Genomic DNA, 15,516 nt, shown 5'->3' with positions numbered 1-15,516 from the left:
CTAAATCAAAACCTTCTTGGATACCTGCTGTGACTCACTCTTTAATGCCAACCTCAATTGCTTCACGCCTTACCACTCCAGTACGTCTAACAGGCCTTGTCGCCACCCTAGGCTTATCTTTTAGTCTGTTAGGCTGCCAAGTCATGCCAGATAACGGCTTAGATGCTAAGACGACAGCAAAAGCGACCCCGTTATCGACGGATAAAGTCGGCGCCGCGCAAGTGATTCCTATGGTCATCGGCAAATATGCCAGTAGCGATTATGACAAGCGCGCTGAAGGCTATGATTGGGTGACAGTAGATATTCTTGCCGATAAAAGTGCTGCTGGCAGTACTAATCACAGTGCTGAAAAAATTATGATTAATGTGCAGTCTCGTAGCGATATCAAAAAACCCACTTGTACCTATCAAGGTACCGCCAGTTTCGTTGGTCAAGATACGGTACATGGCGCTATTTTTCAGCAGACGCTTGAGGATAACAGCTTAGTGTTCTATCAAATTAAAGAGGGGGTACTAACGATTGATAGTACGGATAAGAATGCCCTAAATTATTATTGCTCAGGCGGGGCGACGCTGGCTGGCGAGTATCATAAGGTCAATAACAAGGCTTAAATATTAGAATAATACGGGCAGCAAAAAGGGTGACTAGGTATGATTGGTCACCCTTTTTTATTAGTTATAGTGTTAATTAGCAGCGAAGGATTAACTGTTCACCTTAAAACCATTTACTTTAAAGCCAGTTATTTTAACGTCAATAAAAAACCGCTACTTTGTTAACGAGTCACTGTTCGCCAATTGATCGAACTGACCGCCTTCTCCAAAAAAAGTCTCCATTATCTGTGACCATGGACCAAATACTTCGGTGGGATTAAAAGTCGCAATCTTAGGCAACTGCTGCGCATGGGCAGCGAGCACCTCTGGATTGCTAGGACGTAAATACAGTTTGGCCATCTGCTCTTGGGTACTCACCTCCCAAAGGCTGTGCAAATACGCTTGAGCGGCCTCACTAGTGCCTTTTTTAGCCGTTACGGTCTTGACTTCAGCGACCGGGTTATCGATACGAATAGAATAGCTAGGATAGATAACTTCGACTTTACCCTTAGCAAACTGCTGGGCGACTTGTTGCGCCTCATTTTCCGTAGTAATTAACACATCCCCCATACCGCGCTGACTAAACGTCGTAGTGGCCGCACGGGAGCCATTATCATAGGTCACCACATTGGCGAGCAGTTGGCGTATATAAGTGTCAGTCTTGGTTTTATCCTGATTAAAAGCATGCAATCCAAAGCCATAGGCGCCCAAAAAGGCATAGCGAGCCGTACCGCTGGTCTTCGGATTGGGCATAACCACCTCTACCCCTTGCTGCGCTAAATCTGACCAGTCCTCAATGTGCTTGGGGTTGCCTGTACGGACTAGAAATACCATAGTACTGGTATAAGGCACCGCGTTATTAGGAAATTTTTGCTGCCAATCCTTACTCACCAAGCCTTTTTCCACCAAGATATCGATGTCGGTTTGCTGATTCATAGTCACCACATCGGCCTGTAAGCCATTCGCCACTGATAACGCTTGCTTACTAGAGCCGCCATGTGACTGATCTATCTTTATCTGGCTGTCTGGATGCGCCGCTTGGTAGCTCTTTATAAACTCAGGGTTATAACCTTTATAAAAGTCACGCGAAACATCGTAGGAGACGTTTAACAGGCCGATATTCTTGCTACCAGGCGTATCAGCAGCCGTCTGATCACAACCGCTGATGAAGACCGTCATTGCTAGTATGGCAGTCAGTCCTGTTTTCAATAAGCTGGTGCTTGTATTACGGACAGTGATACTGGCAGGAATTTTAGAATATTGATTTATAGTGGTTTGTTTGACTGTCATGATGACCTCTAAGTGCACTTGCGCACGTTGCTATTAGTATAGTCAGTCCTGTTTAAAACTGGTACTTAGCGAGTCACTGATATAAATTTTCTGGCTAGAAGTCATTATATGACTGAGGCAGGCGCAAACTTATACCAGTGACTCTGTGTCAAGTCTTGAGTGGACTGACTATATGATGGCGCTATGCTAACAGCCCTTATATTTTCTGCTTAGAGATTAATTTGGCTATCAAAAGAATTAAACGGAATAATAAAAATTTAAGGCTATGATTAGCTGATTTATATAGTTAATATCTATATGGCATATATAAATCCCTAAAATAAAACCGAACTTAATTTAAAAAAAGCTTGTTTTATAATGAATAAAACTTATGATTTACCGATATTGCCGCTTATTTTATGACCTTCAAGGACGATGAATGAACTTAGAAAAACCTCAGCAACATACGGTTATTCCTAATAACCCTTATCAAGCCCCCACTGCTGAGACCTTGCCGCCGCCATTATTAGTGCAAAATGCGCCTTTTTACATTGTCTCTAAAAGGAAGTTTTTCGCTTTATTCATTTTGACTTTTAGTGTGTATACGTTGTATTGGTTTTGGGAAAACTGGTCAAGATGGCGTGACAGTACCGGTGAAAAAGTATGGCCTGTCGCTAGAGCCTTGTTTGCTATATTTTTCATCCACAGTCTCTTCGATAAAATGCATACAGCAGCTACTGCTAATAGCGGCCAGAATTTATCGAAATTAACTATCCCTGCCACCTTGTACATCATTGGTGAGATTGCTTTTAACGGCATGGATAATTTTGAGATGATAGGGGTGGTTTATCTGGTGGTGACTGTTGTTATGATAGGTATAATTGCTTGGAGTATTTGGCAAGCGCAGCACCAGGCGAATATTGCTACTGGCGATATAGAAGGGTTGTCCAATGATAAATTTACCGCAGCAAATTATGTTTGGATGGTCTTAGGATTCTTTTTTTGGTTATTAATTATTTTTGGTGCACTACAATCAGCAATGACTATTTACTAATTATTATTTAAATTATCGTGCAAACTATTAAAAAACGAATACCAACCCTACCCCTCTTTACACCTCTGTTATATCAAAAAAACCAGCACTGTTATAAGGGCTGGTTTTTTTATATATAAACGAGTTTAAATAAATTCAATTCATCTTAGATTGTGCAATTGGTAAACATACAGTTATACCGCCGAGTGACCTTTTAACTGTACTTCAGCACGGTCTTCCTTAGCGATACCGGCATAATACTCGCGTAAAATAGCTAGTACTTCAGGGCGGCTAAAGTTCTCTGGCACTTCTTCATCTTCTGATAGTGCTTTACGTAGCTTCGTACCTGAGACTTTGACGTGATGCTCGCCATCATGTGGGCAAGTCTTGGTTGAGGCCATCGCTTGGCAAGCATTACACCAAAACGTCCAGTCAATCTTCAGCGGTTTAGTCTGCATAGCATCGCGATCGATTTCATCAAATATCGATTGCGCATCGAATGGTCCGTAATAATCGCCTACACCCGCATGGTCACGACCGACGATCAGATGACTGCAACCATAGTTTTGACGGAATAACGCATGCAACAAGGCTTCGCGTGGTCCGGCATAACGCATATCTAAAGGATAACCAGCCTGAATAACGGTATCTTGCTTAAAATAGTTGTCAATTAAGGTCTTAATCGCTTCTTGACGCACTTCAGCTGGGATATCGCCCGGTTTTAAGGCACCTAGCAACGAATGAATCATCACCCCATCGCAGATTTCGATAGCGATTTTGGCAAGATACTCGTGCGAGCGGTGCATTGGGTTACGCGTTTGGAAAGCCGCAACCGTTTGCCAGTTTTTCTCTTCAAATAGAGCACGAGTCTCAGCAGGGGTCTTATAAATTTCAGGGTATAGCGTTGGGAACTCCCCTTGGCTAAGGACTTCCACACTACCGGCAACGTTGACTTCGCCCTGCTCCAATACTTGCTTCACACCCGGATGTTCGGTATCAGTAGTGGTAAATACTTGCTGACATTCGTGATTTTTGTCGATTTTATAAGTTTCCTCTACGGTGAGGATGCCTATTATTTCGCCATTTTCAGCGAGGAGAGCAACTTTATCATTTTTGCTTAGGCTATTTGCTATAGCTTCGCTGGTAGATAGAGTAATAGGAATAGGCCAAAACAACCCCGCATTATCACCGCTTTTCAAAGTCATCTCATCGACCACCCCTTGCCAGTCAGCTTGATTCATAAAGCCATTTAACGGGGTAAAGCCGCCGATACCAAACATAATGAGATCGCCGCGCTCTCTTGAGCTCAGCGTAATCTGTGGCAGGCTTTTTGCTTGCTGCTGGGCTTGGCTGAGGGCCTCACCTTCTAATAGCAAGGGCTTTAAATGCTCGCTACCGTGCGGCGGGACGATGCTGGTTTTGCCAAGACGCTGGACAGGTTGGGTACTAGATGCAGTCATAAAACAGGCCTTTAATCATCATGAGAAATAGGAAGTTAAGGAAGCTAATAAATAGGTATTAGTCAGGATGGGCACTAGCCTACCTAACTTCCTTTATTCATATCTATGCATAGTTTGGATATGGATATGACTGATATGAATTTATCGAACCCCGCCGCGATAGGTACTATACCCTCATCAATTTGACAATCGTATGAGCCGTCTATGTATCAGTACACCCATGCAGACCAAGCAATGGTTGATGAGCGCGTCGCCCAATTTCGCGACCAAACTCGTCGTTACCTGTCAGGCGAGCTATCTGAAGAGCATTTTCTACCGCTCCGCTTGCAAAATGGCCTTTATATCCAACGCCATGCGCCTATGCTGCGTATTGCCGTCCCTTATGGCCTGCTGACCAGCCGCCAATTGCGCAAGCTGGCCGAAATCACTCGTAAATATGATAGAGAGTATGGTCACTTTACCACCCGTACTAATATTCAGCTGAACTGGCCCAAGTTAGAAGAAGTGCCGGATATCCTAGCTGAGCTGGCGAGCGTGCAGATGCACTCTATCCAGACCTCGGGCAACTGTATTCGCAATACCACCACAGACCCGTATGCCGGTATCAATGCTAGCGAAGTGGAAGACCCCCGCCCCTACTGCGAGATTATTCGCCAGTGGTCGACCTTTCATCCTGAGTTTGCTTTCTTACCGCGTAAATTTAAGATTGCCGTGATTGGTACAGAAGAAGATCGTGCCGCCACGCTAGTCCACGATATTGGTTTACGTTTGGTCAAAAATGATGAGGGCGAAGTAGGCTTTGAAGTCATGGTAGGCGGTGGTCTTGGGCGTACCCCAGTGATTGGCAAGGTAATCCGTGAGTATCTACCACGCAACCACCTATTGAGCTACTTAGATGCCATCTTACGCGTCTATAACCTGCATGGTCGCCGCGATAATAAATTTAAAGCCCGTATCAAAATCTTAGTTGAGAGCATGGGTGCCAAAGACTTTACCAAATTGGTTGAGACTGAGTGGGAAGCGCGTAGTAAAGACGGCCCACTGACGCTAAATGAAGACAACTTTGCTATCGCGCAAAGCTACTTTCCAGAGCATCCTTATGAGCAAATCGATGCTTTGGCCAGTCAGTCTCAGCTGCAAGAGCAATTAAATGATAAGGCCTTTGCAGATTGGTACCAGCACAACACTGTCGCTCATAAAGTGTCCGGATATCGCGCTGTAGTAATCTCACTCAAGGCCGGTTTAATCGATGGCAAATATGTGCCTGCAGGCGATGTCAGCGCCACGCAAATGGACCAACTGTCTGATATGGCAGATACTTACAGCTTTGGTGAGATTCGCTCGACCCATCACCAAAACTTGGTGTTTGCTGATGTCAAAATCACGGATCTCTATACCATTTGGCAACAGCTCTCTGCCCTCAACTTAGCTCGCGCCAATATTGGCACGCTGACCGATATGATTGTCTGCCCTGGCTTTGATTTTTGTTCATTGGCCAATGCCACCACGCACAATATCGCTGAGCAAATCGAAAAACAATTTACAGACATCGACTACCTGTATGACTTAGGCGATATTCGCTTAAACATGTCAGGCTGTATGAATGCCTGTGCCCATCACCATGTCGGTGATATCGGTATCTTGGGCGTGGATAAAAAAGGCGAAAACTGGTATCAGATTAGCCTGGGTGGCAGCTCAAAAGAAGATGCGCGCCTCGGCAAAATTTTGGGCCGCGCTGTGGCCTCGGATGAGGTCGCCGCAACCATTCAAACCATCTTGGATGTCTATACTCGCGAGCGCCATCAAGAGGAAGACAGCCACGAATTATTTAGTGACTTTGTAGAGCGGGTCGGTATTGCGCCGTTTAAGGAAGCTGTATATGGGTAATCATAATATTTTAGACCGTGAAGGTATCGACATTACCAATGAGGATACTTGGCATGCCCTACATACGGCTGAGCTGCCGGATGGCATTGCAGTCGCTACCGTCCATTTAGACGAGTTGCTGCATCGTAATGAGCGCCTTGATGTGGTGTTACCGCTCACGGAAGTCCTGACTGCACAAGGCATACTACAAGAGACTTTTGGGTTAATAACGCAGCGTAGCAGTCGCATCGGCTTATGGGCCAATACCGCCACCACTACCGAGCAGCTTGACGCTCTATTAAAGCTACAGCAGACGGCTAACGAAGCTAACGATGAAGAAGAGCCCGCCAGTACTTCTCTAGTACGAGCTCTGGATTTGATAGTTATCTATACGCCATTATTCACCGATGGTCGCGGCTTTAGTCTGGCCCGTTATCTGCGCTTAGAAGGCTACACCGGTGAAATCCGTATGGCCGGCGCGTTTGGCCGTGATCAGATTCCTTACCTTATGCGCTCAGGGGTCGATACTTTTGCTATCGCCCATGAAAATATGGTGGATGACATTCAAACGGCCTTCTATGCCCTACCTACGGCCTATAGCGGTGATGACGCTAGCCGTCTACCGATGTTCCGCACAGCACAGGCTGAAATCCAGGTAGATGAGCGACCACTGGCTAATGCCTAACCCTATTAGCAATTATTCTTACTTCACAATTTTACTTTCTACTTACTTTTAAGGATTATTTATGAGCATTAATATCGACCAAGCTAACCAAGACCTACAAGGCAAAACTCCAGAAGAAATCGTGGCTTGGGCATTGAAAGACGCAAAAAACCCAATCATCACGACGAACTTCCGCCCTTACGAGTCTGCTATCTTGCATCTCGTTGCCAAGCAACGTCCTGATATCACGGTACTATGGGTAGATTCAGGTTATAACACCGACGCTACTTATAAATTTGCTAATAAGGTTATCGAAGACCTGAACCTAAATGTTGTGACTTATATCCCACAACAGACGCGTGCCCATCGTGATGTGACTTTAGGCGGCATCCCTGGCGTTGACGATGCCAAACATGAAATCTTCACCGAGCAAGTCAAACTTGAGCCGTTCGGTCGTGCTCTAGCTGAGCTACAGCCTGACGTTTGGTTTAACGCCATCCGTAAAGACCAAACCGAATTCCGCCAAGGTCTTGATGTGCTTAGCCAGTCTAAAAGCGGTGTATTGAAAGTTGCCCCGTTGTTTTACAAGACGGACGCAGATCTTGACGTATATCTAGAAGAGAATAACCTGCCCAACGAGTTTGATTACTTTGATCCGACGAAAGTAGAAGAGCATCGTGAGTGTGGTTTGCATACTCAGCTGTAATACAGGGCTACTAGCCTGAGTACGGATAAAACAAAAAATCCCCTTTGCCAATTTGGTTAAGGGGATTTTTTTAAGGGCATAGGTATCAGGATAGCCACTGCCCTTTCTCTATTTAAGAAACCATATTTGCCATCTTTATATACCAGTACTCGACCTCCCTTCAAAAGCAGCCTATTCAATTTAATAATCGGAAAAAATATAAGGTTATTATTTCCAAACGCTTAATGTCTAATCCTTTAGACTCAGTATGACTAAATCGACTAATCTAAGCTTAATTTGGCGAAAGAATTGACTATAGAGATGATTCATAATACCGTAGAATTTAAAACATTTTATTTGCTTAGGCTATTTTACTAACCATCTTTGCACACCTTTTAATTGACTTAGGGCGCTATTATGAACACCTTCCCGCTATTCTTTAAGCTAGATAATCAGCCCATCCTCATTGTCGGTGGCGGTGAGGTGGCGCAGCGTAAAGCGGATTTGCTCGCCCGCGCTGGTGCTTGTATTACCATTGTCGCGCCAGAGATTACCGAGGAAGTTCAAGCCCTGCTAGCAGAAGGCATCGCCAGTGGTCGTCATACCCTAATCCATGAGCATTACGATAAAAAATGGCTCGCCGGCAAGCGTATTATTATTGCAGGTACCGATGATGAAGCGCTCAACCATCAAGTCCATGCTGATGCCCAGACGCTTAATATCCCTGTGAATGTGGTTGATACCCCGCCCCTATGTGATTTTATCTTCCCTGCTATCGTCGACCGAAACCCCATCGTGATTGGTATCTCGTCCAATGGCAAAGCCCCAGTACTCGCCCGCCTACTGCGCGCCCGCCTTGAGACCTTGATTCCACAAGGCTATGGTAATTTGGCCAAGCTGGCCGGTAGCATGCGCGCAGAAGTAAAATCGAAGATTCCAACGCTTACGGGTAGACGCCAATTTTGGGAGCGTGCTTTTGAAGGCCGGGTCAGCGAGTTGATGTTTGCTGGTCGCGATAAAGAAGCCCAGCAAGCGCTTGAGGATAATCTGGCGGAAACCGCGCAGCAGTTAGCAGAGTCTATAACCCCCTCAAACGCTAACTTAGAACCGATTAACCCTATTAAGAAAAACGGTGAAGTCTATATCGTAGGTGCGGGCCCGGGCGATCCTGAGTTACTGACTTTTAAAGCCCTACGCCTCATGCAGCAAGCCGACATCGTCTATTACGATGCTTTGGTCTCAGATAAAGTGTTAGATCTGTGCCGCCGTGATGCCGATAAGGTATTTGTCGGTAAGAAGCGTAGCAATCATGCGGTCGCACAGCAAGGTATCAATGAGTTATTAATCAATGCTGCTAAGACTGGTAAACGTGTCGTGCGCCTAAAAGGTGGCGACCCTTTCGTCTATGGTCGTGGCGGTGAAGAAATTGAAGCCTTACAAGCCGCAGGTATTGCTTATCAAGTCGTGCCCGGTGTCACTGCGGCTAATGCTGCCTCATGCTATTCCGGGATTCCCCTCACCCATCGTGACCATGCTCAATCCATTAAGTTCGTCACCAGCTTTATGAAAGCGGGCGCGGAGAATAATAACTTTGCGAATCTACTGGACGAAAATGAGACCGTCGTCTTTTATATGGGACTGCACGCTTTAGAGCGTCTGACTACCGGCTTGATTGCGGCGGGTCGTAATCCTAAGACGCCGATTGCTATCGTTGCCCACGCTAGCTTACCTACCCAGCAAGTGCTAACGGGTACCTTAGCCAATATCGTTGAAAAACAAGCCAATGCTACTCTGCCCACGCCAGCCTTGCTTATCTTGGGTCGGGTCGTCAGCTTACATGCGACCTTAGCTTGGTTTGGTACAGACGGTAGTACTGTAGATATGGACTCCGACCAACAGGCGCATGCTCTTAATATGGTTTAGCTAACTGATTTAGATAGGCATAAAAAGTCGTCATAGTATTATTAACCTTCCTGTTAGCAGTTGTCTTATCTTATAGGGCAACTTGTGCCTTATTAACTGACTATTACCGTTTATCGGGTGGTTATTATTCATTCTAATAATGGGCTACCATAGGGGTTATCAAATCGTGATAACTTGGATGTGAGCCTTATACTTTATTATCCTGCTAATTTATCACCTTGTCGTGAAAGGACTTTTGACCCGCATAATTATCGCTAACATCCTTTATAATCGACCTAACCCTTATTCCTATATTGATTGCACCTACGCTTATGACCAACCCTATTGCTCCTCCTGTTCCGCTTACCGTCTTACACACTTCTGACTGGCACCTCGGCCGCAAGCTTTATGGCAAAAATCGCTATGAAGAGTTTGCGACTTTCCTATCGTGGCTAACAGAGACTATCGTAGAGCATAACGTCGATGTGCTAATCGTCGCTGGTGATATCTTTGATGTCATGACTCCGACCAATAAGGCGCAGGCTTTATATTATGAGTTTTTAGGTCAGGTGACTAAGTTATGCTGCCAACATATTGTCATTGTCGCGGGCAATCATGACTCGCCGTCGTTTTTAGATGCGCCAAGGGATTTCTTAAAACACTTAAACGTGCATGTGATTGGCACCGCTTGTGAAGATGTCGCCAACGAAGTGCTGACCTTGACAGACAATACTGGCTCACCCTATTGCATTATCACCGCAGTGCCATATCTACGCGACCGTGATGTGCGTGGTAGTGTCGCTGGCGAGTCTGCCGATGATAAAGACGCAAAGGTGGTCGCAGGGATTAAGGCTCACTACGATGAGGTAGCGACCATTGCTAAGACTGAGCAAGCAGCATTAATCCAGGCTCACGGTCGTCATATCCCTATCATCGCTACTGGGCACCTCTTTGCGGCGGGTGGCAGGACCACTGATGATGATGGCGTGCGCGAGCTGTATGTCGGCTCTTTGGGCAAAGTCTCAGCAGATATGTTTGCCAACTGCTTTGACTATGTCGCCTTAGGTCACCTACATGTGCCGCAAAAAGTAGGCGGTTGCGAGCATATTCGCTATTCCGGCTCCCCGTTAGCAATGGGCTTTGGGGAAGCTCGCCAGCAGAAACAAGTACTGCTCGTTCAGTTTGGAGAAGCGCTTAGGGACTTTACTAGCGGAGATACCGTTAAACCAACAGTTGCGACCCTAGAGCCTAGCATTGTAGAAACAGCCAAAACTCCAGAAGTTAATATTAATCAGCCTAAGACAGCTACGAATAACTCTGAGTTTATGGATGACCTATTTGGTTTTGCGGAAGTGACTGAACCCGAAAATGACGACTCTAAAAGTGCTTCTGCAGAGATAATCACTGGTCAGCCTGCTGCCACAGTAACAACCCTACTTAATCAAGTCCCTCCGGCCATTAAAGTCGTGCATCAAGACGCGGCTTGCCATATGCAAGTGGTCTCCTTACCCATCCCTTGCTTCCAACCTTTGGCGCAAGTCTCAGGGGATTTAGATGCTATTACGACCGCTTTGCAGTCTTTAACCCCTACCGAGACCATTTGGTTAGAAATTATCTATACTGGCGATGAAATCGTAACCAATTTACGTGATTTGGTAGAGTCACTAGTAGACGGTCTACCGTGTGAAGTGTTAAAAATTAAAAACACTCGTACTTACGATAAAGTCATGCAGCAACAAGAGTCTACTGAGACCTTGCAAGATTTGGATGAGTTAGAAGTATTTAAGCGTTGTCTCAATGCGCATGAAGTAGCCGAATCACAACGTGGCGGGCTGCAAGCGGCTTATGAAGAGATTTTATATAACATTCGCCATGCGGATAACCGAGCGGAATAACGTATTTTCTACCCATTACCCAGAGACTCATTCCTCTTACGAGACTGCTCCTATTCCTTCATTCCCATAATTATAACAACGGTTGTTTTTCTCCATGCGACTCATAGAACTTAGACTCAAAAACCTAAACTCCCTCAAAGGCGAATGGCACATCAACTTTGCTGATGAGGCCTTTATTAACGAGGGTATCTTTGCTATCACTGGGCAGACCGGTGCGGGCAAGACCACGATATTGGATGCGATTTGTCTGGCACTCTATGGGGAGACGCCGCGTATCAATAGCATCAGCAAAAGCAGCAATGAGGTCATGACTCGGCAGACAGCAGAGTGCTTTGCCGAAGTGGTCATCGACTTAGGGGACAAACACTATCGCTGCCGCTGGGGTCAACGCCGTGCGCATAATAAAGCTGATGGTAACTTGCAGGACGCCACCCATGAAGTCGCCGAAATTGTAGCGGGCGCCGCTGAAGATAATATCCTTGAGAGCAAGCTATCGCGTACTAAAGCCAAAATCATTGAGCTGACGCGGATGGACTTTCAGCAATTTACCCGCTCTATCCTATTGGCTCAGGGCAGTTTTTCTGCCTTTCTAAAAGCCAAGCCTGACGAGCGTGCGGATATCTTAGAGAAAATAACCGGTACGGATATCTATGCGACTATATCTACGCATGTGTTTGAAAAGAAGCGTGAAGAGGAAGCCGTATTAACCAATCTGCGTACGGGCTTAGCAGGGTTGGCCTTATTAAGCGCTGAGGAAGAAAGCCAACTCCAAGCACAGGGGCAAGCTTTAGGGGAGCAGCAAGTCACCCAGCGGCAGACGCTAGCTGATTTAGACAGCCAACTTAAATGGTTGGATGATTTCCATGAGCAGCAGCAATCTCTTAAACAACATGAGCAGGCACTCGCTAATGCGCAGACGAGCCAGCAAAATTTTGCACCTGAAGCCACGCGTCTAAGTTTAGCCATGAGTGCTTTAGAGATAGACAGCCCTTATAGTCAGTTAAGTTATAGCCGGCAAACCTTAGCCAACTTTAAGACAGAGCAAACGGATTTACTTGAAAAAATAGCCACGCAACAAACCACGTTAAAGACCGCTACCGATGCCTTGATAGCTGCTAAAGCTGCTGAGCAACAAGCTGCCGAGCACGGGCAGAGCCAACGGCCTATCCATACGCAAGTGCGCACGCTCGATGCGCAAATTCAACAGCAGTCCGCTGCTATAGCGAATGAGGAAGCAAGGCTAGTTGAGCTTAATAACGATTTAGAACGGTTAACCAAAGCTATAGAGACGGACCAACAGGAGCAGCAGCAGGCAAAGACGCAGCTTACCAGCACAGAGCAGTATTTAAACAGTCATCCCGAGCTGAACGACCTTGATAGCGATATAGCTACCAATACCACGCATTGCAGCCGGCTAAGAGCTTTATTAGAAGCCAATGCCAATTTAGCCGCAGACAAGCTGAACTTTAAGCAAACCAAGCAAGCTGGCGATACTAAGCTAGCGCAGCTCAAACAACAGCAAGCACAAGACATAGGCAAGATTGGTAAACAACAAACGCATTTGGCGAATTTGCAACAGCAGCAAGCCGACTTGTTGCAAGGTAAGCAGGTGCCTGATTTGCGCCAACAGCAAAATCATATTACCGAGATCATGGTACAGATAGAGCCGCTAACTTATCAGCTGCAGCAAATAGCAGAGATTGAGCTTGAGAGTCAGCAGATTCAGAAGGCTTTAGCAGATCAAGCCGAGCTAACGACCTTAGCTGCTAATATCAAAGCTAGCGAAGACGCTATCCAAACTGCGACTCAGCAGCGTCAAGAGAAACAAGACCATCTAGCGCTATCGCAAAAGGTCGCTAAGCTTGAGGACTATATCGAGCTATTAGAAGACGGTCAGCCTTGTCCTTTGTGCGGCGCAACGGAGCATCCTTATAGTGGCAACCATCCCTTATTAGCGAAGAAGTCGTCAACGCTACAGGCACAACAGATACAAGAGCAGCAGCTACAAACACAAATTGAGACCTTAAACCAAGCTATCAAGACCCATGAGCATACGTTAGCCGATCAACGGGTGGCATTGGCAACAGCCAATAATGAGCTTGAGCGCCAGCAGCAACGCCTAGCCACCCTGCAAACTCGTGTACAGGAAATGAACGGCCAGCTACACTCTGCTATTGCGCATATATTGAATAGCGCATCAGGTTATGCTGAGCCCTTATTATCTATAATTCAGCCCTTGAACGTCCCTTATACGAATGATGCGCAACGGTCTGAGGCTATTCATCAAGTAAAGCAGCAACTTGAACAGCACAGAGTCAAGCTGAATACGACCTTAAGCCAGTATGACGAGCTCAGCCAGGGGGTTGATGAGGCGCGTACAGCAGTGACGGCTTTAGAGACGGCCCAACAGCAAGTAACTGATCAAGTCAACGAGCTCAACAGCAATATCAGCCTCGATGCCCAAAAAATAGAAAGTATCGAAATCGCTACGGTAAGTAATTTTACCGAGTTAGCGGCGGTGATAACGAACATCACGTACCTCGTGAATAAATATCAGAATGGCTTATCAATAACTATGGCAGCCGGTCATTTAGCCGATATTACTGAGTTGCCCGCCAAATCAGCGCTAGTTACCTTGCAAGGAAATATTGACCAACGTAAGGTCAGCTATCAAGATGAATGTAACGTCTTTATGGAGGCTTTACGACAACAGCATCGCGCCTTACAAAAACTCAGCGAGCATTTGCGTAAAGAGCGCGAGCAGCAGCAAACTTTAACCACTAACTTGAGCGGGCTGACCGCACAAATTAGTGCTAAGCAAACACAACGGGATGAGAAAGCTGGCGAGCTTAATAAGCTGTCACAATGGCTTAACGATAAGGTGATCAGCATAGAAGCGCTAAAGGCAGAGCGTAAAGACCTGTTTGGCGATAAAGATTGGGAAGTGGAAGCCGATAAACTGCGTATTGCGCAAGAGCAGGCACAAGAGCAGCTAGCAGCAGCGCAGAGGACGCTAGATAATGCTAAGCAGACTCTACAGCAATCACAAGAAAGACAAGAAAAACTGGTCAATGATATTAGCGCTACCGAGACTACTCTAGCGACGCAACAGAAAACCTTTGCCGAATTACTAGCTGAGTCACAGTTTGCTACTGAGCAAGCCTTTTTAGCCGCACGCCTGCCTAAAGAAGAGCGCGATGCTTTACAACAGCGCCAGCACAATATTGAGTCAGCCGTTCAACAAGCGCAGCTCTTATTAACCCAAACTCAGAAAAACCTCACCATCTTGCAAGCAGAGCCTTTGACCGCAGAAAGCCGTGAGGACTTAGTCGCTCGCCAGCAAGCGCTTCAAACTGAGATAAATACGCTGTCTGAGCAAATTGGCGCTATTAACCAAACCCTTAGAGACAATGAAGCACGCAAAGGCGAGCAGCAAGCACAATTAGCAAAGATTGCTGAGCAAACCCATAAGCTTGAGGTCTGGAACAATCTACATGCCCTAATTGGCTCTAAAGATGGTAAAAAGTTCCGTACCTTTGCGCAGGGTCTCACCTTTGACATTATGGTCAGCCATGCCAACGCCCAGTTGCATAAGATGAGTGACCGCTACCTGCTCAAACGTGATACGGAAAATCCGCTTGAGCTTACGGTCATTGATAACTATCAAGGTGGGGAGATACGCAGTACTAAAAACCTTTCAGGTGGTGAAGGCTTTATTATCAGTCTAGCCCTAGCACTGGGACTGTCACAAATGGCGAGCCAGAATATCTGTGTCGATTCGTTATTTTTGGATGAAGGTTTTGGTACGCTTGATGAGGACTCGTTAGAGATTGCACTGACGACGCTGACAGGACTGCAGCAGGAAGGGAAACTGATCGGGGTGATCTCACACGTGCAAGCGCTTAAAGACCGTATTTTAACGCAGGTCAAGGTTGAGAGAATCTCAGGCGGTCATAGTAAGCTTAGCGGCGCCGGCTGTCGTCAAATAGCCAGTTAAAGCTTAACTATTAATAATCGAAGCGCAAAAAAGCCACTAAGCAAATAGCTTGGTGGCTTTATTTTTATGGGCGCAGTATAAGTAATCGTAACTAATAATCTTAGCATTTGTGCCAATGGTGCTTATTCGCAAATATTTGACTATAAGCAGAAAGA

At 46.0% G+C, this 15,516-nt stretch carries 10 protein-coding genes; 8 read left to right on the top strand and 2 right to left on the bottom strand.

The genetic code is table 11. From position 1 onward, the window contains the following. Window positions 1-29: 29 nt before the first annotated feature. Complete coding sequence (locus ACZ2XM_RS08085; RefSeq protein ID WP_490589429.1) at window positions 30-611, top strand: hypothetical protein; 582 nt, start codon at window positions 30-32, stop codon at window positions 609-611. Between the two features lie 153 nt (window positions 612-764). On the opposite strand, the gene ACZ2XM_RS08080 is transcribed toward ACZ2XM_RS08085, so the two are convergent. Then, the gene (locus ACZ2XM_RS08080; protein ID WP_490589430.1) at window positions 765-1,880 is read right to left on the bottom strand and encodes a sulfate ABC transporter substrate-binding protein; all 1,116 of its coding nucleotides are present in this window, start codon (window positions 1,878-1,880) and stop codon (window positions 765-767) included. A 418-nt stretch (window positions 1,881-2,298) separates the two neighbouring features. On the opposite strand from ACZ2XM_RS08080, the gene ACZ2XM_RS08075 reads away from it, so the two are divergent. After that, complete coding sequence (locus ACZ2XM_RS08075; RefSeq protein WP_490589431.1) at window positions 2,299-2,913, top strand: hypothetical protein; 615 nt, start codon at window positions 2,299-2,301, stop codon at window positions 2,911-2,913. 173 nt (window positions 2,914-3,086) lie between these two features. On the opposite strand, the gene sat is transcribed toward ACZ2XM_RS08075, so the two are convergent. Further along, window positions 3,087-4,352 (bottom strand): sulfate adenylyltransferase, encoded by a 1,266-nt coding sequence (gene sat, locus ACZ2XM_RS08070; protein ID WP_490589432.1) that lies wholly within the window; start codon window positions 4,350-4,352, stop codon window positions 3,087-3,089. 204 nt (window positions 4,353-4,556) lie between these two features. On the opposite strand from sat, the gene ACZ2XM_RS08065 reads away from it, so the two are divergent. From ACZ2XM_RS08065 to ACZ2XM_RS08040, 6 genes are all read left to right on the top strand, one after another. Further along, entirely contained in the window at window positions 4,557-6,239 is a 1,683-nt protein-coding gene (locus ACZ2XM_RS08065) for a nitrite/sulfite reductase (RefSeq protein WP_490589433.1), read from the top strand. After that, window positions 6,232-6,903 carry a DUF934 domain-containing protein gene (locus ACZ2XM_RS08060; RefSeq protein WP_490589434.1) on the top strand — a complete coding sequence of 224 codons (672 nt, stop codon included), beginning with the start codon at window positions 6,232-6,234 and terminating at the stop codon, window positions 6,901-6,903. Before ACZ2XM_RS08065 ends, ACZ2XM_RS08060 begins: the two co-directional genes overlap by 8 nt. 61 nt (window positions 6,904-6,964) lie before the next feature. Then, a complete protein-coding gene (locus ACZ2XM_RS08055) occupies window positions 6,965-7,588 on the top strand; it encodes a phosphoadenosine phosphosulfate reductase domain-containing protein (protein WP_490589435.1) in 624 nt (207 codons plus the stop codon). Between the two features lie 396 nt (window positions 7,589-7,984). Beyond that, window positions 7,985-9,490: a siroheme synthase CysG gene (gene cysG / locus ACZ2XM_RS08050; protein WP_490589436.1), complete on the top strand. Its 1,506-nt coding sequence runs from the start codon at window positions 7,985-7,987 to the stop codon at window positions 9,488-9,490. A 311-nt stretch (window positions 9,491-9,801) separates the two neighbouring features. After that, entirely contained in the window at window positions 9,802-11,364 is a 1,563-nt protein-coding gene (locus tag ACZ2XM_RS08045; protein ID WP_490589437.1) for an exonuclease SbcCD subunit D C-terminal domain-containing protein, read from the top strand. Between the two features lie 94 nt (window positions 11,365-11,458). After that, window positions 11,459-15,361 (top strand): AAA family ATPase, encoded by a 3,903-nt coding sequence (locus ACZ2XM_RS08040; RefSeq protein WP_490589438.1) that lies wholly within the window; start codon window positions 11,459-11,461, stop codon window positions 15,359-15,361. Window positions 15,362-15,516: the final 155 nt, after the last annotated feature.

The sequence above is a fragment of the Psychrobacter sp. CoH-33_TS_01 genome, from assembly GCF_058189395.1.
The sequence above is the reverse complement of the archived record's forward strand: the minus strand, read 5'-3'. Positions and strand labels throughout refer to the sequence as shown.

Coding starts and splice junctions, on each gene's coding strand:
- ACZ2XM_RS08080 (WP_490589430.1), bottom strand. CDS start 1,880: ATGACAGTCAAACAAACCACTATAAATCAATATTCTAAAATTCCTGCC.
- ACZ2XM_RS08075 (WP_490589431.1), top strand. CDS start 2,299: ATGAACTTAGAAAAACCTCAGCAACATACGGTTATTCCTAATAACCCT.
- sat (WP_490589432.1), bottom strand. CDS start 4,352: ATGACTGCATCTAGTACCCAACCTGTCCAGCGTCTTGGCAAAACCAGC.
- ACZ2XM_RS08065 (WP_490589433.1), top strand. CDS start 4,557: ATGTATCAGTACACCCATGCAGACCAAGCAATGGTTGATGAGCGCGTC.
- ACZ2XM_RS08060 (WP_490589434.1), top strand. CDS start 6,232: ATGGGTAATCATAATATTTTAGACCGTGAAGGTATCGACATTACCAAT.
- ACZ2XM_RS08055 (WP_490589435.1), top strand. CDS start 6,965: ATGAGCATTAATATCGACCAAGCTAACCAAGACCTACAAGGCAAAACT.
- cysG (WP_490589436.1), top strand. CDS start 7,985: ATGAACACCTTCCCGCTATTCTTTAAGCTAGATAATCAGCCCATCCTC.
- ACZ2XM_RS08045 (WP_490589437.1), top strand. CDS start 9,802: ATGACCAACCCTATTGCTCCTCCTGTTCCGCTTACCGTCTTACACACT.
- ACZ2XM_RS08040 (WP_490589438.1), top strand. CDS start 11,459: ATGCGACTCATAGAACTTAGACTCAAAAACCTAAACTCCCTCAAAGGC.